Genomic DNA, 19,148 nt, shown 5'->3' with positions numbered 1-19,148 from the left:
TCGAACTGGGTTCACGTCCTCGCGCGCAGGAACGCCAGCAAGCCTCTTTCTGCCCGGGTCATATCGTCCATATCAGGCGGGTCCGGCAGGTCTTGCGGGGTCTGGCAGAGGTCGATCACCTGCGGGTGGATATAGCTGTTGCGCGCGATGCTCGGTGTGTTGTGCAGCCGTTCGGCGGCAGCTTCGGCCATGGCTTTGATGCTGGGCTTGTCTTCCTTTAGCGCCACGTCAAACGCGGCGACGGACCCGGCCCATGTGCGAAAGGTCTTGGCCGAGAAGCCTTCGGTGCCTGCGGCTTCGGCAATATAATCGTTCAGCGCGGTGGAAGTCAGACTGCGCGGCTGCCCCTCTTCGTCGATCCACGTCAGCAGCTCTGCGCCGGGCAGGTCGCGAATTTTCTCAAGCGCGCGCATCAGGGTGCGGTTGGCGATCTGGCGGCGGACCCGTTTGCCGCCCTTTGCCATGAAGGAGGCCTGCAACTTCCCATCGCGCAGGATCAGATGCCGCCGTTTCAGGGTCAGCGTGCCATAGGTGCGGTTGGTTTCGGCATAGACCTGATTGCCGACGCGCAGCGACAGCCGGTCGATCATCGCCACGGCGGCGGCCAGGGCAAAGACCCGGTCGCCCAACTCCTCCTTGAGGTCGCGGCGCACGCGGCGGCGGATACGCGGCAGGGTTTCGGCAAACTCGGGCAGGCTTGCGTATTTCTCTTGCGCCTGCGCCTCGGACCAAAGCGGATGATAGCGGTATTGTTTGCGGCCCCGGGCATCGAAGCCCGTCGCCTGAAGATGCCCATTGTCATGGGGGCTGATCCAAACCCGCTCATAGGCCGGGGGCACAGCCAATTTCACCAACCGCGCCCGCTCGACCTTGTCCTTGATGCAGCGGCCATCGGGCGCGTGATAGGAAAACCCCCGCCCGCAGCGCCGCCGGGCGATGCCGGGTTTGCTGTCGGGGTAGTACCTGAGCGTCGACGGTGCGGTCATCTGGGCTTCCGATTGCGATAGACGGGGTGACGCGGGGGGTCTGCCCCCGTTTTGATCAACGCGGGCGCAGCGGCTGGGTTCCCGCGCGGCGCATCGCGCATCTCTGCGCAGTTGCAGCATAAATCCGTTGATTTCGCTGCGGCGGCGCATAGGTTTCTGGGGGAACGCCCGTGCAACGAAACGGATAGACCGGACCCTATGGATAGCACCACCCTGTCGCCCCGCAATCTGCCGCCCGTGATCGACGTCGAGCGCCATGCGTTCTTCCTCGATCTCGATGGCACGCTCGCCCCCATCGTCGACAACCCCGAAGACGCCTGTCTGCCGGAGGCAACGCGCCATCTGCTGACCCGGCTCGTCGCAAAGACCGATGGGGCGGTGGCGGTGATCTCTGGCCGGGCCATGGCGGATGTCGACCGTATCTTGGGCGCGCTGCGCTTGCCGGTCTCGGGATCGCATGGGTTGGAGCTGCGGCTCAGCACCGCAAAGGATCACGCCCCGGAGCAGAGCGCGGGCATCCCCACTCCGGTGATCGACCGGGTCGAGGAATTCGCCGTGCTGCATGGGGTGACATCCGAGCGCAAACCCGGCGCGATCGCGCTGCATTACCGCAAGGCCCCCGATCAAGAAGATGCCTGTCGCGGCTTTGTCGATACGCTGGTCGGCGAAGACCCCAGTCTGCGCGGTTTGCATGGCAAGATGGTCAGCGAGGTTGCTCTGAAAGGTGTCGACAAGGGCGGCGCGGTGGCGCGGTTCATGGCCTCTCCCGCCTTTGCGGACCGCCTGCCCGTGATGGTCGGCGATGACGTGACGGATGAAGACGGCTTTCGCGCGGCGCAGGCCATGGGCGGCTTTGGCATCAAGATTGGCCAAGGGCCGACCGAAGCCCATCACCGCATCGAAGACGTGGCCGGTTTTGCCGATTGGCTGAAAGAGGTTTTGCGCTGATCCGGCCCGCCCGGCAGTCGCATCATGAATAGAAAAGAGGGACTTATGGATCTGGGTGTCATCGGGAATTGCGCGGTTGCGGCACTGGTCAGCCGCGAAGGGGCGATCAACTGGTTCTGCCTGCCGCGTTTCGACGGCGATCCGGTCTTTCACAGCCTGATGGGCCATGGCGCGGGTCAAGAGGGCGACGGCGAGTTTGCCGTCGAACTCGAAGACATGCGTGAGAGCGCGCAGAGCTACCTGCCCAATACCGCGATCCTGCGCACCGTGTTGCGCAGCCCGAAAGGCGCGGTCGAGATTGTCGATTTCTGCCCCCGGTTCACCGCCTATGGCCGCAGTTTTCGCCCCCAAATGCTGGTGCGGCAGGTGCGGCGCATCGAAGGCTCTCCCCGTGTGCGGATGCGCCTGAAACCGCGCTTTCAATGGGGGGAAGTGGCCCCGACCCTCACCCGCGGCTCCAACCATGTGCGTTTCGTCGGGCCTGAGCAAAACATGCGCCTGACCACCGATGCGCCGATTGACCATGTGCTCGACGGGCGGATGATCAACCTCGAAGGTGAGATGACCTTCATCCTCGGCCCTGACGAGACACTGTCGGACAGCCCTGAGCAGATCGGCACCACCTTTCGCACCAAGACGACCCGCTATTGGCAGCGCTGGACCCAGCGTTTGGCGATCCCCTTCGAGTGGCAAGAGGCCGTTATCCGCGCCGCGATCACGTTGAAGCTTTGCAGCTATGAGGCCACGGGCGGGGTGATCGCCGCGATCACCACCTCCCTGCCCGAAGCGCCGGATTCGGGGCGCAACTGGGACTACCGCTATTGCTGGGTGCGCGATGCCTTCTTCACCGTACGCGCCCTCAACAGCCTCGCCGCCACCCGCACGCTGGAGCATTATTTCCAGTGGCTAATGAATGCCGTGGCCGATGCCGAGGGCGGGCATATTCAGCCGGTGCTGGGGCTGGGGCTTGAGACGGCGCTGACCGAACGTATCTCGCCCAGTCTACAGGGTTTTCGTGGCATGGGGCCGGTGCGGATCGGCAATCAGGCGCATGAGCATTTCCAGCATGACACCTATGGCAACATCATCCTCGGCGCGGCCCCGGCGTTTTTCGATCACCGCTTGCCGATGAACACCGGGCGCACCGCCTATGAGCAGTTGGAGCCGCTCGGCGAACAGGCGTGGGAGTTGCACGACCAGCCCGACGCAGGCATCTGGGAATTGCGCAGCCGTGCGCGGATTCACACCTCGTCGTCCCTGATGTGCTGGGCTGCCTGCGACCGTCTGGCCAAAATTGCGCGGCATCTGGACTTGGACGAGCGCGCCGCCCTTTGGGCCGAGCGGGCCGAGGTGATCCGCGACAAGATCCTCGACAACGCATGGTCCGAGGAACGCGGCGCCTTTGTCGAAAGCTTTGGCGGCAGCACCCTCGACGCGAGTGTCTTGCTGATGGGCGAGGTCGGCTTTCTGCCGCCGAAAGACCCGCGATTCATCGCCACGGTCGAACGTCTATCCGAAGTGCTGGGCCGCGGCCCCTTCATGCTGCGCTACGAGGAGGCCGACGATTTCGGCGTGCCGGAGGTGGGTTTTAACGTCTGCGCCTTCTGGCGCATCGACGCGCTGGCGCGGATTGGCCGCGAAGAAGAAGCGCGCAAACTGTTCGAAGAGTTGCTTGAGGCGCGCAACCACCTTGGCCTGATGTCCGAAGACACCGCCTTTGCCACTGGTGAGGGCTGGGGCAACTTTCCGCAGACCTACTCCATGGTCGGCATCATCAACGGCGCCATGCGCCTGTCACGTCGGTGGGAGGCCGAGCTTTAACGCGCAAGCAGCAGCCGCAGCCCCAAAAGCCCTAGCACGGCCGAGGCGATGCGGTCGAAATAGACCTTCGCGCGCAGATAGCCTTGGCTGACGGCGGGGCGGCTCATGCCGAAGGCCAAGGCGGTGTAGAAGGCCAGTTCGATGATCAGATGGTTGGCGACGATCAAGAGGTTCTCGCTCAGCCGCATCCCCTCGGGGAAGATGACGACCAGCACCGCGGCGGCGAAAAGCACCGATTTGGGGTTCAGGATATTGATCACCAGCCCCTGCCGGAACGCATGACGGGCGGGTGTCACGGTACTTGTCACCGGCGTCCGCGCCCCGCGCCACATGCCATAGGCCACATAGAGCAGGTAGATCGCGCCCACGGTTTTCACGATGGCATAGGCCCATGGGAAGGCGAGGAAGACAGCCTCCAACCCCAAGAGCGCGGCGAGGGTCCAGAACGACGCCACAAGGCCGAGGCCAGCCCCCACGGCAATGCCCGCCTGCCGCCCCGAACTCAACGTCGTTTTGAGCGCGATCAGAAAGGCCGGACCGGGGCTGAGGATCGACGCGATGAGTGCGATGTTGAAGGCGAGAAGATGCGACAGTTCCATGGTGGCGGCCCCCTGTGACTGCGCCCAGCTAGGCGCGGTGCTGGCCCATGGTCAACTGCGATACAGGCAACCGGGGCCGCTTGGTGCGTGATCGCCCCTGCGACCGCTTAAAAAGCGGGCACCTCAGACGAAGGAGCGCACCGTGGCGATGGCCCCATCGAGCGCCTTGCCTTCCGCATCCTGCAACGCCGCCTCGCGCAGCCGCGCGATCCACTCCGCCGCATCGTCGCGCCCGCGCAGCAGATCGGCGGCATCCATCACCCGGTCGAACTTGCCCAGCCCCCGCGCATGGGTGTCGGAATAGCCCTTGATCAACCGGCGGCATTTCACCAGTTCCACGGCAAGGGCGTAGTCACCCTCCACCTCCGCAAGGCAACGGCTGAGCCAATCCTCCAGATGCGCGACCTCGAGGGCATGGCGGTGGGTGCGCAGCCGGTAGCTCTTCAGACCGCCCAGGAAATGCAACATCAGGAAGGCGGGCAGCCGGTCGGTGCGCAACCGGCGGCCCTTGTCGAACCAGCGGTTCAGGCGGGCCATCCACTTGTCGCTCGCCTCGATCTTGGCACCGAGCCGCGCGGGCATCAGACCGGCGATCTCCTCGGCGCGGGGGTGGAAGTATTCGGTCAGTTGCAACAGATTCTCGTCGCCCGCGCGCATCTCCTGCCGGATGTGCGACAGGCGCGGCGCGCGGGTCTTGAGGTCGGCCACCCGAATGATGTCGTCATAGGCCATGGCATTGGCGATATATTTCGCCGCCGCCGCCGAGAGCGCCCAGTTTTGCGCGGCGTCATCGCGGGCCAGCACGGTCTCGAGCCGGGCGAGGTAAAGCGCGCCATAGGCGCAGTCCTGAAAGTTCACCACCTTGGCTAGCCCGGCGAGGGCGAGGTCGTGGGCGGGTTCGGGCAGACGGTCGGCCCGTGCCACCAGCGCGGCCCATTCCGCCTGCAACTTCTCCGGCCCCACAAGGCTGAACGGTTTGATCTCTTCCTCGGGCGTCTGCGGTGTTTCGGGCAACTTCCCCTGTGCCGCGTCGAAACCCACGGCGAAGGCACGTAGCGAGGGTTCCACCCCCTTGCCGCCCGCACGGATTGCATTCTCATAAGCCGCACGCGGGAAAGGCAGCGCGCCGGAGCCCGCCAAAGCGCCGAAGAGCGAAGCGGAAATGACCGACCCCGCGCCAACCGCAAGCCCCTCCATATCTTCGAGCACCAGCTTCTGCGCTGCGATTTCGGCCGCGGCGCGGACCTCATCGGCGTCGGCGATCCCGTCGCCGGGGGCCATCTTCTCGCTCACCGCCAGCGCCCTGTGGGTCGAGCCGATCAGCGTCGTGCGGTCCGGCGTGACGAAACCGCGCATCACCGCGCGGCCCACTTCCATCATCTCGGCGGCGATCAGCACGTCCACGTCGCCGGCCGCCGGCGCCAGCGCAAAAACCGGGTCGAGCGCGCCCTTGGGCGCCATCTCGACGTAGTAGATCGTGGCCCCGGTGCGCTGCGCCACGCCCGCGACCGAGGTCGCCTGACAGACATAGCCCTCGGCCCGCGCCATCGCCTCGATCCAGCCGGTGAGCACGCCGCCGCCCTGCCCGCCCACGGCCATGACCGCGAGCTTGGTGATCTCTGAGGCCCGCGCATCGGGGGTCTTTTGCGGCAGCGCCATGTTCATGTCGCCACTCCTTCATTGCGCAGCCGTTTCGCGTCACGCCGCCGCTGCAGCCAGGTGATGATCTGGCCGGTTTTCTCGGCGCGCCAGCGCTCGAACTTCGTCGGGTTGTGCACCACATCGGCCTGATAGAAGGACGGGCAAAGCACGGCGGTATCCGCCACTTCGCCACAGTTGCCGCAGCCGACGCAGGTCTGGTCGATATGCGCCACCGGGTCGTCGCGCAGCGGATCGTCGAGCCGTTTCAGCGACAGTGAAGGGCAGCCCGAAAGGCGGATACAGGCGTGATCGCCGGTGCAGACATCGGCATCGACGCCAAAGCGTGGCACCTCGATGCGGCGGCCATCCTTGATCGCCTGATTGCGTTTCGGCTTTTCGCGACGCTGCTTGTTCAGCATGCATTCCGAAGACGCCACGATCACCTTCGGCCCCTTGTAATCGGTGGTCAGCGCCTCGCGCAGCACTTCGCGCAGCTTGCCCACGTCATAGGTCCGGTCGATCTGGCGCACCCATTCCACGCCGACGCCCTTCAGCGCCTTGGAGATCGGGTTGTTGGTGCTTTTCGTGTCGTTATGCGCGCGCGAGGACATCACGTCCTGCCCGCCGGTGGCGGCGGAATAGTAATTGTCGACGATCACCGCGACGCTGTCGGACTTGTTGAACACCATGTTGCCAATCGAGGTCGACAGGCCATTGTGCCAAAACCCCCCGTCGCCGAGGATCGAAATCACCCGCTTGTCGCCGCCGCCGTCAAAGGCCGCGTTGGAGGCAGGGCCGAGCCCGTAGCCCATGGTCGAGCCGCCGATCTCGAAGGGCGGCAGGCAGCCGAAGAGGTGGCAGCCGATGTCACCGGTGATCTGGTGTTTGCCCAACTCCCGCTCGGTCAGTTTCATCGCCGCGAAGATCGGGCGTTCCGGGCAGCCGGTGCAGAAGCCCGGCGGGCGGATCGGCACGGTCTGCGACAGGTCCGGGATCGCGGGTGCCTCGGCGTTCGGTGCGCGCACGGCGCCCGGCAGCATCTCGGGCGCGGCGATCTTGAGAAAGGCCGTCATGCCGTCCAGCAGCACCTGCCCGGTGTATTCCCCGGCCATCGGCAGCACGTCCTTGCCGTGCAGCTTCACCTTCCGTTCGAGCTTGTAGAGGTAGGAGCCAAGCTGTTGCTCGATATGATCGGGCTGGCCTTCCTCGACCACCAGCACATGCTCCTTGCCCGCGCAGAAGGTGTCGAATTCGTCGCGCAAGAGCGGATAGGTGACGTTCAGCACGTATAGCGGCACCTCGGTCTGGCCGTGGATGTCCGCCAGCCCCAGCCGCTGCAACGCCCGAATGACGGAATTATACATGCCACCCTGCACCACGATGCCCATGGGCGCCTTCTCGGGCCCGAAGAATTCGTTGAGCTTGTTGTCGCGGATGAACTTTTCCGCCGCGGGCCAGCGGTTCTCGATCTTGTCCTTCTCGTGCAGGTAGGACATCGGCGGCAGCACCACGCGGTTGAAGTCCGACTGCGGGTTGGCCGCAGCCTCGGCCACGGTGAGCGGCGGGCGTTGGTTGTCTTTCGTCTCGAAACTGCCCGTGACATGGCACGACCGGATGCGCACCATCAGCATCACCGGCGTGTTGCTCGCCTCGGACAGTTCGAAGCCGTCCTTCACCGCCTTTGTGATCGAGGGCAGGTTCGGGCGCGGGTCGAGCATCCAGAACTGCGATTTCATTGCAAAGCCGTGGCTGCGCTCCTGCATGATCGAGGAGCCCTCGCCGTAGTCCTCGCCCACGATCACCAGCGCCCCGCCGGTCACGCCGGAAGAGCTGAGGTTCGCCAGCGCGTCCGAGGCCACGTTCACCCCCACCGGCCCCTTGAAGGTCACCGCGCCGCGGATTGGGTAATGGACCGAGGCTGCCAGCATCGCCGCCGCCGCGGCCTCGCTTGCATTGGCCTCGAAGCGCACGCCCAACTCGCCCATCAGCTCCTCGGCGTCGGCCAGCACGTCCATCAGGTGGCTGATCGGCGCGCCCTGATAGCCGCCGACATAGCCCACGCCGTTCTCCAAGAGCGCCTTGGTGATCGCAAGGATGCCCTCGCCGGTAAAGACGTCGCCATCTCCCTTGCGCAGATGTTCCACCTCTGCCTTGAACGAACGTTCGGCCATCGGACCCTCTCAGAAATCGTGTTTTCGAATGTTGCGCAGCATGGTCTGCAAGGTGGCCACGAAGGCCGCCTTCTCCTCGGCACCGATGCCCTTGAACATCGCCTCATAGGCCTGCGCCATATGCGGCCAGAGCCGCGCATAGGCCTCGCGCCCCTGATCGGTCAGATAGACCCGCGTGGCGCGGCTGTCGTTGGCATCGGTCTCGCGCCGCACCAGCCCGTCGCGCACCAGCGCGTCGAGCGCGCGGCTCAGTGTCGATTGCTGCACCACGGCGTAGACCGCCAATTCGCGGATCAGAATGCCGTCGGTCACCGACAGCACCGCAAGCGAGCGCATCTGAGGCGTGGTCAGGCCAAGCGCGGCCATCTCCGCCGACAGGGCGGCATTGTACCGCCCCATGATCCGGTTCATCAGATAGGGCGCGAAGTTATCGAGCCCCATCCGATCCAGCGGCGCATTCTCGGCCTCGGAAGATGGTATATCCGTCACCGATCAGCCCTTCGGCACCAGTGCCAGCGCCCGAATGGGGCTGCCGGTGCCGTTCTTGATCTTCAAAGGCGCGGCGATCAGGATTGCCCCCTTGGGCGGCAGTTTGTCGAGGTTGGCCAGTGACGCCAGACCGAAACAATTGTTTTTATGCAGCAGGTTATGCGCCGGATAGGGCGGCTCCATCCCGCCAGCTTGCCCCGCATCGGTGCCGATGCACTGCGTGCCCCAGCCCACGATCTTCTTGTCCATCAGGTACTGGATCGCATCCGGCGTCGGCCCGGGGCTATGCGGCCCGGTCTCATCGGCGTTAAGAAACCGCGCCTCGTCATCGACGCGCGCGTCCCAATCGGTGCGCATGACGACCCATTCGCCCGCGCCGATCTCGCCATACGCGGCTTCCCATTCCTTGATGCCCTTGGCGTCGAGCAGAAAATCCGGGTCTTCCTGAGCCTGCTGCGAGCAGTCGATCACATTGACCGGGGCGACCAAACGCTGCACGTCGAGCGTGTCGGTGTAGCCGTCGTCGTAATCCTTGCCGGTGATCCAATGATGCGGCGCGTCGAAATGCGTGCCCGAATGCTCGCCCAACACCATCCAGTTCCAGGCAAAGAAGGGGCCGTCTTCGTCATATTCGCTGATCTTGTGAATCTCGACCTTCGGCGTGGGCTTAGCGAAATCGGCAGGCAGTTGCAGGATCGGCGTATCCGGCCCCAAAACGCCCGAGCAATCGACAACCTCGACCCCGCCCGAGGCCAGCATCGCGCCGAAATCACGCATTACATCCGTAGCACTCATGTCAATTAATCTCCCTCAAATGGCGCACCCACTCCCGATGCGTTGTCCCTGCAAAGATGCTAGTCACATTTATATGCGTTTGCAATTATCTTCTTCGAAAGCCTTGCCCAGAACGCAAAAGGCCCGCCGCAAATGCGACGGGCCTGCCCAGCCGGGGAGAGGTGGCTGAAGGGTTTAGGCGGCGTATTTCGCGACCGCACCGCCCTGCTTGCTCCAATCGGCATACCATGTACGGAAAAGCTTATACTGCGCCTCGGCATAGCCGCGCTGGCTGTCTGTCAGCGCGTCGGTCTCATTAAAATGCAACGCATATTCCGCATGGCCTTCGAGCACCATCAGATACTTATAATAAAGCACGAGGTCCGGCCCCTCATCGAAGGAGGACAGAACACCGAGAGCCGCATCAAGCTCCTGCGCCCGCTGGCGTGCTTCGGCATCGCCCGCCGCCGCAGCTTGGCTGAGTGCAACCAGATGTAACACTTCGCGCGGCAGCACATTGCCGATCCCGGTGATCGCGCCAGTGGCGCCGCAATTGACAAAACCGTGGAAGACGGTGGTATCCACACCGATCATCAGCGTGACCTCATCATCCCGGCTAGTGATATTCTCGGCCGCATAGCGCAGATCATCCGCGCCGCCGAACTCCTTGAAGCCGACGAGGTTGGAATGTTCGGCCCGCAGCGCAAAGAACAGATCGGCCCGAGTGGCGAAACCGTAATAGGGGCTGTTGTAGATCACGGCAGGAAGCTCGGGCGCTGCCGATAGAACCTTTTTGAAGTGATCCTTCTGCGCGGCAACAGAGGTGCCGCGCGACAGAATGCGGGGGATCAACATCAACCCCTTCGCGCCGGCCCTTTGCGCATGCGCTGCATGTTCGGCGGCCAGCTTCGTATTCACGGCCCCCGTGCCCACCACCACCGGCACGCCCGCTGCGACCAGACGCTCGACGCCTTCCATCCGCTCTGCATCGGTCAACAGCGGCCAATCGCCCATGGAGCCACAGTAGACCACCGCGCTCATACCATCGGCGATGAGCTTTTTGCCCATGCGCACCAAAGCGTCGAAGTCAGGTTTCCGGTCTTTGGTACAGGGGGTCATCAGAGCCGGGATGCAGCCGGAAAAAATCGAAGGGGTCATGTATTTCTCCATCATAGAAACCGGCCGCGATACCGCCGGGGTTCGCTGCATATTAGCTATTGTATTTTATTTGTCGACATAAAATCTATACAGCCCTCATGACGGCCTGAAAAACGCGCATCTATCAATGGTTACAAGTCGATATGCTGGCGCCGATCCCGCGAAATCAACGCTTGGATTTGCCGCACGATCTGATCGGCATGGGTCGCGGCCAAAGAATCCGCTCGAGCGATGTCGCGCGCCTCAATGGCGGCAATCAGATCCTCATGCTCCTGTACATACTCACTGGGTAGCTGATCGTCGAAGGACTGATAATACATCCGCAGCAACCGGCGACCCTCATCCAACAACCGCAGGCAAAGCGATTCGTAATAGGGGTTGCGCCCCGCCCGGGCGATCTCGGCATGGAACTCCCGGTTCGTGGCGATCATCGACAGCGCGTCCTGCGCCGACACAGCCTTGGCAAACTCCACCTGCCGCGCGCGAATATTGGCCATATCCGCCGGCGTATGAAACTGCGCCGCAAGACGCGTGGTGACACGGTACATCAAGGTCATCGCGTCAAAGAAAGTGTGCAGGTTCATAAAGTCGATATTCGACACGACAGTCGAACGGTTCGGCAGCGTGGTCACCAACCCCTCGCTCGCCAGCCGCACCAAAGCCTCGCGGATCGGCGTGCGCGACATCGACAGCCGCTCGGAAAGACGAATCTCGTCAATCGGACTGCCCGGCAACAGGGTCAGATCGAGTATCTCATCGCGCAGGATGGAATAGACAAATTGCGCCCCGGACCCGCGCTTGCGTTCCGCCGTTTTAGGTTTGCTGGTCATGCGGGGATGCCGCCCTTTCTATGTTCATGGCTCCCCCCGGATAAAGCAACAAATCCGCCGCCCTACAATAGCGCGGTCACCCCCCCGTGCGCGCCTCCCCCCTCATTTCATCCTTTCACAAATACCTTCCGCACTCTCCCCAAGCGCCACCCCGCGCCAATCGCCCACCCGACCGCCGCAACACATCGCCCAAAAATCGGGCACCACCGCCGAAATATAAGGCGCAAATCCCGCCAAAGGACTGAGCCAAAAAGGCTTTTCCAAAAACTGCAATCGCCGGATTGACAGCAAGAAAGTTGCAACCGCATACTCGACCAATCTGATATTGGTTCAAGAAAGCGGTCCATTGCCCATCCCCGACACCGGTCCCGACAAGGTTTTGCTCGAAGTGCGCGACTTCAGCCTGCGCTTTCGCGGCGCGCCGAGCGACCAGATCAATCATGTGAATTTCACGGTCCACCCGGGCAAGACGCTCTGCGTCGTCGGGGAAAGCGGCTGCGGGAAAAGCGTGACCTCGCTGGCGATGATGGGGCTGCTGCCGCCCGGTGCGGCGACCATCCGCTCGGGCGAAATGGTTTTCGAAGGCCAGAAGCTCGACCTTGCCGACCATAGCGCCATGCGCAAACTGCGCGGCAGTCGGATGACGATGATTTTCCAAGAGCCGATGACCTCGCTCAACCCCGCCTTCCGCATTGGCGAGCAGATCACCGAAGCCGTACGCGCACACAGCGATGCCAGCAAATCCGAGGCCGAGGACAAGGCACTGGCGATCCTTAAACGGGTCGGCATTCCGGCGGCAGAAAAGCGGATGCGCGACTACCCGCATCAACTTTCCGGCGGCATGCGCCAGCGGGTGATGATCGCCATGGCCTTGGTCAACGACCCCGCGCTCTTGATCGCGGATGAACCGACGACCGCCCTCGACGTGACCATTCAGGCGCAGATCCTCGAATTGATCCGCGACCTTCAGGCCGAGACCGACATGGGCACGATCATGATCACCCATGACCTTGGCGTGGTGGCCGAAATCGCGGATACCGTGGCCGTCATGTACGCGGGCACCATTGTCGAAACCGGCCCTGCGGAACGCATTTTTAACGACCCACAGCATCCCTACACGATCGGCCTCATGTCCTCGATCCCGCAGCTGAGCGGTCCGCGGGGGCGGCTGGCGACCGTGCCGGGCATGGTGCCCACAACGCAGAACATGCCCGAGGGCTGCCGTTTTGCCACGCGCTGCCCCTTCGCCCAGCCCCTCTGCGCGCAGGAGCCGCCACTTGCACCGCTGGAGGGGGGCCATGCCGTGGCCTGCCATTTCGCCCCGCTGGAGACACATCTGGAGCAGACCGCATGAGTGACACGATCCTGACAGCGCGCGGGCTGAAGAAAAACTTCAAAACCTCGGGCGGCGGATTGGCCAAAGGGGCCACGGTCAAGGCGGTCGATGACGTTTCCTTTGACGTGCGCCGGGGCGAGACCTTTGCCATCGTCGGCGAATCCGGTTGCGGCAAATCCACCCTCGCGCGGCTCCTGATGCGCTTGCTGACCCCGACCGAGGGCGACGTGCAGTTCGACGGCGCGGATGTGCGCAGCCTTTCTGGGCGCGATCTGACCGCGCTGCGCCGGGACATGCAGTTCATCTTTCAAGACCCTTTCTCATCGCTCAACCCGCGCATGAGCGTCGGCAAGCTGGTCGGCGAACCGCTTGAGACCCATTTCCCCAAGATGTCCGCCACCGAGCGGCGCGGCAAAGTGGCTGAACTGCTGGCCAAGGTCGGGCTGCGCCCCGAACATGCCGAACGCTACCCGCATGAATTTTCGGGCGGTCAGCGTCAGCGGATCGGGATCGCGCGGGCGCTGGCCTCGGCCCCGAAACTGGTGATCGGGGATGAACCGGTCTCGGCCCTTGATGTTTCGGTGCAGGCGCAGGTGATTAACCTGCTTGGCGATCTGCGCGATGAATTGGGGCTCACATTGGTCATCATCGCCCACGATCTCGCCGTGATCCGCCATATGAGCGACCGCGTGGCGGTGATGTATCTGGGGCAAATCGTCGAACAGGGCGATGTTGACACGGTCTATAACCATCCGCGCCACCCCTATACCCGCGCGCTTTTGTCGGCCATTCCGGTGGCCGCCCATGGCGCGCGCACGCCGCAAACCGCGCTTGAGGGCGAAATGCCCAGCCCAGCGAACCCGCCCGCAGGTTGCCGCTTCCACACCCGCTGCCCCTTCGCCAAGGAACGCTGCGCGAGCGAGGCGCCCTTATTGCGCGAGACCCGCGCGGGCAAAGGCCATATCGCCGCCTGCCATTACTTCGAAGAGATCGCCGCCGCCACGCCGGACCTCGGCCTTGCCGATGCGCCCGAACGCGCCCCCGGGGCCGCCGCGCGCTTTGCGCTTTACCAAGATGCCATGCGGGACCGGACCACCCTCCGCCCCCGCCAAAACCAAGAATAACAGGCTGAACCAGACTCATTGAAACGACAGGAGAGTTCGACATGACACTGACCAAAATGACACTTGCCGCTGCATTGCTTGGGGCCACGACCCTCGGCGCGCAGGCGGCTGACCTGCGCATCGCGCTGCAATCGGACGCGGATGTGCTGGACCCCGACCAGTCGCGCACCTTCGTCGGCCGCATCGTCTATGCCTCGCTTTGCGACAAGCTGGTGGACATCACGCCAGATCTTGAAATCATCCCGCAGTTGGCGACCGAATGGTCCTTTTCCGAAGATGGCAAACAGCTGACCATGAAACTGCGCGACGATGCGGTCTTCCACGATGGCACGCCCTTCGATGCCGAGGCCGTGGCCGCCAACATCGACCGCAGCCAAAACATGGAAACGTCGCGCCGCAAGTCCGAGCTTTCCTCCATCACCGGCGTCGAAGTGCTGGGCAGCCATGAAATCCGCTTTGATCTCGCCGATGCCGATGCCACGCTGATGGCGCAATTCGCCGACCGCGCGGGCATGATGGTCTCACCCACCGCCGCCGAGGCTGCGGGCGATGACTTTGGCCTGAACCCGGTCTGCTCCGGCCCCTACCAGTTCAAAGAGCGTGTGGCCCAAGACCGCATCGTGCTTGAGAAATTCGCCGACTATTACGACGCCGAGGAATACCACTTCGACACCGTCACCTATCTGCCGATCCCCGATACCACCGTGCGTCTGGCGAACCTGCAATCAGGTGACATCGACATGCTGGAGCGTCTGGCCGCGACCGACCTCGCGCAGGCCGAAGGTGACGACAGCATCAATGTCGAAAGCGCCGTGTCGCTTGGCTATCAAGGCATCACGATCAACGTCGCCAATGGCGAAAAGGGCGACAACCCTTGGGGCAACGACAAACGTCTGCGTCAGGCGCTGAGCTATGCGATCGACCGCGAGGCGATCAATCAGGTCGTCTTCAACGGTGCCTTCGCCGCGGGCAACCAGCCCTTCCCGCCGAACTCCCCTTGGTACAGCACCGACTATCCCGTGCCTGAACGTGACGTGGAAAAGGCGAAGGAACTACTGGCCGAAGCAGGCTTTGCCGATGGCATCGACCTTGAGGTGCAGGTGCCCAACACCACGATCCCGCTGCAACTGATGCAGGTCGTGCAATCCATGGCAGCCGAGGCAGGGATCAACATCTCGATCACCTCCAAGGAATTCGCGACGCTGCTGGCCGACCAATCGGCGGGTGACTATCAGGCAAGCCAGATCGGGTGGTCGGGCCGTGTGGACCCCGATGGCAACATCCACCAGTTCATGACCACCGAGGGCGGGATCAACGATTCCAAGTTCTCGAACCCGGAAGTGGATGCGCTGCTCGACAAGGCGCGCAAGTCCAACGACCAAGACGTGCGCCGCGAGAGCTATACCGCAGCGCGCGCCATCCTGAACGAAGAGATGCCGATCGTGTACCTCTACCACCAGACATGGATCTGGGCGCTGGATTCCGACATCACCGGTTTCACCCCCTATCCTGACGGCATGATCCGCCTTGCGGGCATGAAAAAAGAAGAAGGCTAACCCTTCTGCATCCGCACCGCCGGGCCGGTCCCGGCGGTGCCCCACCCCTGAGCGAGACGTTTCAAAATGCTGTCCTTCATCCTGCGCCGTCTGGTGATCGCGATCCCGACGATCATCCTGATCTCGGTCTTTGTCCTCACCTTGCAAAAGCTGCTGCCGGGCGACCCGGTGCTGGCCATGGCCGGCGAAGAACGCGACCCGCAGGTGCTGGAATTCCTGCGCGAGAAATACCGTCTGAACGACCCGATCCCGGTGCAATATTTCACTTGGATCGGCAACGCGTTGACCGGTGACTTGGGCATTTCGCTGCGCACCAACCAGCCGGTGCTGGAACTGATCGGAGAGAAACTGCCCGTGACCATCCAACTGGCCACGATGGCGATGATCTTTGCCCTGCTGATCGGCGTGCCCTCGGGCATCTTCTCTGCCGTGAAGAAGGGCACCGTGACCGATTATGTGGCCAATGTGGTAGCGCTTTCGGGCCTGTCGATCCCGAACTTCTGGCTCGGCATCATGCTGATCCTTCTGGTCTCGGTGAAATGGAAATTGCTGCCCGCCTCGGGCTATGTGCCGCTGAGCGAAGACCCCATCCGCTCCATCACCGTGATGATCATGCCCGCCTTCGTGCTGGGTACGGCGCTCGCTGCGACGTTGATGCGCCACACCCGGTCGGCCATGCTGAGCGTGCTCAGCAGCGACTACGTCCGCACCGCCCGCGCCAAGGGTCTGGTCGAACGGCGGGTGATCCTGAAACACGCCTTTCGCAACGCGCTGACGCCGATCGTGACCCTCACCGCCCTGCTCTTTGGTGAGTTGATCGCGGGCGCGGTGCTGACCGAACAGATTTTCACCATCCCCGGCTTTGGCAAGCTGGTGGTCGATGCCGTGTTCAACCGCGACTACGCCGTGGTCCAAGGCATCGTCCTCGTCACCGCCGTCGGCTTCATCTTCATGAACCTGCTCGCCGATGTCGCCTATGTGCTGCTGAACCCCCGCCTGAGGAAGCAATAATGGCCCAACCCGCCACACCTATTACCATCGACGCGGAAAGCGCCGCCGATCCGGTCCTCTCTGCCCGCCCGGAAAACCGGGTTTGGAAGAAGTTCCGCACCCATCGCAGCGCCATGCTGGGCGGCGTGCTGGTGGTCTTCTTCTGCGCCATTGCGATTTTGGCGCCGCTGCTGCCAATCCCCGACCCCGCCGCCACCGATTGGGGCGCGGTGCGCAAAGGGCCTTCGGCGGCGCATTGGATGGGCACCGATGAGTTGGGCCGCGATGTGCTGAGCCGTCTGGTCTGGGGGGCGCAGGCCTCCCTGCTGGCCGGGGTCGTCTCGGTCGCCATCGCGCTTGGGCTCGGCGTGCCTTTGGGCATCGTTGCGGGCTATTTCGGAGGCTGGACCGACGCGGTGATCTCACGCTGCACCGAAGCATTGCTTGCGGCACCCTTCCTGATCCTCGCCATCGCGCTTGCCGCCTTCCTCGGGCCGAGCCTGACCAACGCGATGATCGCCATCGGCATCTCGGCCACGCCGATCTTCATCCGCCTGACCCGCGGTCAGGTGCTGAGCGTCGCCGCCGAGGATTACGTCGAAAGCGCCCGCGCCATTGGCCTGAGCACGCCGCGCATCCTGCGCCGCTATATCTTCCCCAATGTGCTGCCGCCCGTGTTGGTGCAGGCCACGCTGACCGTCGCCACCGCCATCATCGCCGAGGCGTCGCTCTCTTTCCTCGGCCTTGGCCAGCAGCCGCCTGCGCCCTCTTGGGGGTCGATGCTGAACACGGCGAAGAACTTCCTCAATCAGGCGCCTTGGATGGCGCTTTGGCCCGGCATCGCGATCTTCATGGTCGTGCTTGGCTTCAACCTTCTGGGCGACGGGCTGCGCGACGCGCTCGACCCACGCGAACACTGACCGGAGACGACATGACCCCCTTCACCACCCGCCCCGAGATCCGCGGCTCCTTTGGTGTCACCACCTCGACCCATTGGATCGCCTCGACCGTGGGGTTCGGCATCCTTGAAAAAGGCGGCAACGCCTTTGACGCCGCTGTCGCCGCGGGCTTTGTCCTGCAAGTGGTCGAGCCGCATTTGAACGGCCCGGCGGGCGACCTGCCGATCATCTTTCACGACGCGGAGAAACAGGCAACCAAAGTTGTCTGCGCCCAAGGGGTCAGCCCCGCCGCCGCCAAACTGGAGCATTTCGAGGGACTCGGGCTGAAACTGATCCCCGGTTCGGGTCTTTTGTCGACGGTGGTGCCCGGTGCGTTTGATGGCTGGATGCTGATGCTGCGCGATCATGGCACCATGGGTCTGCGCGAGGTGATGCAACCGGCGATCGACTATGCCCGCGACGGGCATCCGGTGCTGCCGCGCGTGTCGAACACCATCAAGGGGCTGGCCGAATATTTCGCCGCCGAATGGCCGAGTTCCGCCGCGGTCTGGACGCCCGGCGGCGCGGCGCCCGAGCCGAACGCCAATTTCAAGAACCCCGATCTGGCCGCGACCTATGAGCGTTTGGTCAGCGAGGCCGAAGCCGCAGGCGAAGACCGCAGCGCGCAGATCGAAGCGGCGCGGAAAATCTGGTCCGAAGGTTTCGTGGCCGATGCGATTTTCGACTACCTCGAAGACGCCTGCGTGCATGATGTGTCCGAGCAAAAGAACAGCGCCCTTCTGGCGCGCGAGGACATGGCCAAGTGGCAGGCCAGCTACGAAGACACGCTGACCTACGAATACCACGGCTGGACGGTGCATAAGACCCACGCATGGTCGCAGGGGCCGGTGTTCCTGCAGACCCTCGCCATCCTCAAACATTTCGATCTGGCCGCGATGGATCCGATGGGCGCTTCCTTTACCCATACGGTGATCGAGGCGATGAAACTCGCCTATGCCGACCGCGAGGCCTATTACGGCGACCCCGAACAGAGCATCATCCCGATGGAAGAACTGCTCTCTGACGCCTATAACGCGGAACGCGCGAAGCTGGTCAACGGCAAGGCATCGCTTGAGCAACGCCCCGGCGTGATCGCGGGGTTGGAGCATCTGGCCGAGCGCTATATCGAACGCGCGGCCCGTGATTTCGGCGTTCAGAACGCCGCCCCGCAAGAGCCGACGATGGCGCATCTGACCGAGAAACGCGGCGATACCGTGCATCTCGATGTGATCGACCGGTGGGGGAATATGGTCTCGGCCACGCCCTCGGGCGGGTGGTTGCAGAGCAATCCGGTGGTGCCGGGCCTGGGCTTTCCACTGAACTCCCGCGCGCAGATGTTCTGGCTTGAGCGGGGCCTGCCCACCTCCCTCGCCCCCGGACGGCGTCCGCGCACCACGCTGACCCCCTCTTTCGCCGAACATGCCGATGGGCGGCAGCTGGTCTTTGGCACGCCGGGTGGCGACCAGCAGGACCAATGGCAGTTGATCTGGTTCCTGCGTTTCGTGCACCACGGCCTCGACCTGCAAGAGGGGATGGACGCGCCGCTGTTCCACACGCTGCACTTCCAAAGCAGTTTCTTCCCCCGCCAAGCCCTGCCCGGTGAGATGATGATCGAGCCCAATGTCGGCCCTGCGGTGATCGACGCGCTGCGCGCCCGGGGGCATATCGTCACCGTGGCCGAGCCGTGGTCGGTGGGGCGGATGACCGCCGCGCTGCGCAATCCCGATGGCAGCCTTCAGGCCGCCGCGACCCCCCGCCTGATGCAGGCCTATGCCGTAGGACGCTGA

General features: G+C 63.6%; 16 protein-coding genes. 8 read left to right on the top strand and 8 right to left on the bottom strand.

Annotation, left to right across the window (positions count from 1 at the left end; translation table 11 throughout):
* Nucleotides 1–11: 11 nt before the first annotated feature.
* Complete coding sequence (locus ACGYLC_RS15245; protein ID WP_394423674.1) at nucleotides 12–986, bottom strand: DNA topoisomerase IB; 975 nt, start codon at nucleotides 984–986, stop codon at nucleotides 12–14.
* 198 nt (nucleotides 987–1,184) lie between these two features.
* On the opposite strand from ACGYLC_RS15245, the gene otsB reads away from it, so the two are divergent.
* The gene (gene otsB / locus ACGYLC_RS15240) at nucleotides 1,185–1,934 is read left to right on the top strand and encodes a trehalose-phosphatase (protein WP_394423672.1); all 750 of its coding nucleotides are present in this window, start codon (nucleotides 1,185–1,187) and stop codon (nucleotides 1,932–1,934) included.
* 45 nt (nucleotides 1,935–1,979) lie between these two features.
* Nucleotides 1,980–3,755, top strand: a complete 1,776-nt coding sequence (locus ACGYLC_RS15235; RefSeq protein WP_394423670.1) for a glycoside hydrolase family 15 protein — start codon at nucleotides 1,980–1,982, stop codon at nucleotides 3,753–3,755.
* On the opposite strand, the gene ACGYLC_RS15230 is transcribed toward ACGYLC_RS15235, so the two are convergent.
* The 7 genes from ACGYLC_RS15230 to ACGYLC_RS15200 all read right to left on the bottom strand — a co-directional run bounded on the left by ACGYLC_RS15230 (nucleotide 3,752) and on the right by ACGYLC_RS15200 (nucleotide 11,417).
* Nucleotides 3,752–4,354, bottom strand: coding sequence for a LysE family translocator (locus ACGYLC_RS15230; RefSeq protein ID WP_394423668.1), 603 nt, complete (start codon nucleotides 4,352–4,354; stop codon nucleotides 3,752–3,754). The genes ACGYLC_RS15235 and ACGYLC_RS15230 overlap by 4 nt on opposite strands.
* Nucleotides 4,355–4,477: 123 nt before the next feature.
* Nucleotides 4,478–6,019: an indolepyruvate oxidoreductase subunit beta family protein gene (locus ACGYLC_RS15225; RefSeq protein WP_394423666.1), complete on the bottom strand. Its 1,542-nt coding sequence runs from the start codon at nucleotides 6,017–6,019 to the stop codon at nucleotides 4,478–4,480.
* Nucleotides 6,016–8,166 (bottom strand): thiamine pyrophosphate-dependent enzyme, encoded by a 2,151-nt coding sequence (locus ACGYLC_RS15220; protein ID WP_394423664.1) that lies wholly within the window; start codon nucleotides 8,164–8,166, stop codon nucleotides 6,016–6,018. The genes ACGYLC_RS15225 and ACGYLC_RS15220 overlap by 4 nt, the downstream gene beginning before the upstream one ends.
* A gap of 9 nt (nucleotides 8,167–8,175) precedes the next feature.
* Nucleotides 8,176–8,655 carry a MarR family winged helix-turn-helix transcriptional regulator gene (locus ACGYLC_RS15215; protein ID WP_394423662.1) on the bottom strand — a complete coding sequence of 160 codons (480 nt, stop codon included), beginning with the start codon at nucleotides 8,653–8,655 and terminating at the stop codon, nucleotides 8,176–8,178.
* Between the two features lie 3 nt (nucleotides 8,656–8,658).
* The gene (locus ACGYLC_RS15210; RefSeq protein WP_394423661.1) at nucleotides 8,659–9,450 is read right to left on the bottom strand and encodes a cyclase family protein; all 792 of its coding nucleotides are present in this window, start codon (nucleotides 9,448–9,450) and stop codon (nucleotides 8,659–8,661) included.
* A 174-nt stretch (nucleotides 9,451–9,624) separates the two neighbouring features.
* Nucleotides 9,625–10,587, bottom strand: a complete 963-nt coding sequence (locus tag ACGYLC_RS15205) for a dihydrodipicolinate synthase family protein (protein ID WP_394423659.1) — start codon at nucleotides 10,585–10,587, stop codon at nucleotides 9,625–9,627.
* 131 nt (nucleotides 10,588–10,718) lie between these two features.
* A complete protein-coding gene (locus ACGYLC_RS15200) occupies nucleotides 10,719–11,417 on the bottom strand; it encodes a GntR family transcriptional regulator (RefSeq protein ID WP_394401061.1) in 699 nt (232 codons plus the stop codon).
* A 346-nt stretch (nucleotides 11,418–11,763) separates the two neighbouring features.
* Here ACGYLC_RS15200 and ACGYLC_RS15195 point away from each other — a divergent pair, with 346 nt between their 5' ends.
* The 6 genes from ACGYLC_RS15195 to ACGYLC_RS15170 all read left to right on the top strand — a co-directional run bounded on the left by ACGYLC_RS15195 (nucleotide 11,764) and on the right by ACGYLC_RS15170 (nucleotide 19,148).
* Complete coding sequence (locus ACGYLC_RS15195; RefSeq protein WP_394423657.1) at nucleotides 11,764–12,771, top strand: ABC transporter ATP-binding protein; 1,008 nt, start codon at nucleotides 11,764–11,766, stop codon at nucleotides 12,769–12,771.
* Nucleotides 12,768–13,877, top strand: a complete 1,110-nt coding sequence (locus ACGYLC_RS15190) for an ABC transporter ATP-binding protein (protein ID WP_394423655.1) — start codon at nucleotides 12,768–12,770, stop codon at nucleotides 13,875–13,877. The genes ACGYLC_RS15195 and ACGYLC_RS15190 overlap by 4 nt, the downstream gene beginning before the upstream one ends.
* A gap of 41 nt (nucleotides 13,878–13,918) precedes the next feature.
* Nucleotides 13,919–15,433: an ABC transporter substrate-binding protein gene (locus ACGYLC_RS15185; RefSeq protein WP_394401071.1), complete on the top strand. Its 1,515-nt coding sequence runs from the start codon at nucleotides 13,919–13,921 to the stop codon at nucleotides 15,431–15,433.
* 66 nt (nucleotides 15,434–15,499) lie between these two features.
* Nucleotides 15,500–16,444, top strand: a complete 945-nt coding sequence (locus ACGYLC_RS15180) for an ABC transporter permease (protein ID WP_394423653.1) — start codon at nucleotides 15,500–15,502, stop codon at nucleotides 16,442–16,444.
* Nucleotides 16,444–17,343: an ABC transporter permease gene (locus ACGYLC_RS15175; protein WP_394401074.1), complete on the top strand. Its 900-nt coding sequence runs from the start codon at nucleotides 16,444–16,446 to the stop codon at nucleotides 17,341–17,343. Before ACGYLC_RS15180 ends, ACGYLC_RS15175 begins: the two co-directional genes overlap by 1 nt.
* 11 nt (nucleotides 17,344–17,354) lie before the next feature.
* Nucleotides 17,355–19,148: a gamma-glutamyltransferase family protein gene (locus ACGYLC_RS15170; protein WP_394423651.1), complete on the top strand. Its 1,794-nt coding sequence runs from the start codon at nucleotides 17,355–17,357 to the stop codon at nucleotides 19,146–19,148.

Origin of the sequence: Sulfitobacter sp. 1A12157, assembly GCF_043557345.1 — a bacterium.
In the GTDB taxonomy this organism is placed as follows: Bacteria; Pseudomonadota; Alphaproteobacteria; order Rhodobacterales; family Rhodobacteraceae; genus Sulfitobacter.
Note: the sequence above shows the minus strand (reverse complement) of the source record. Positions and strands in the feature narration are given on the sequence as shown.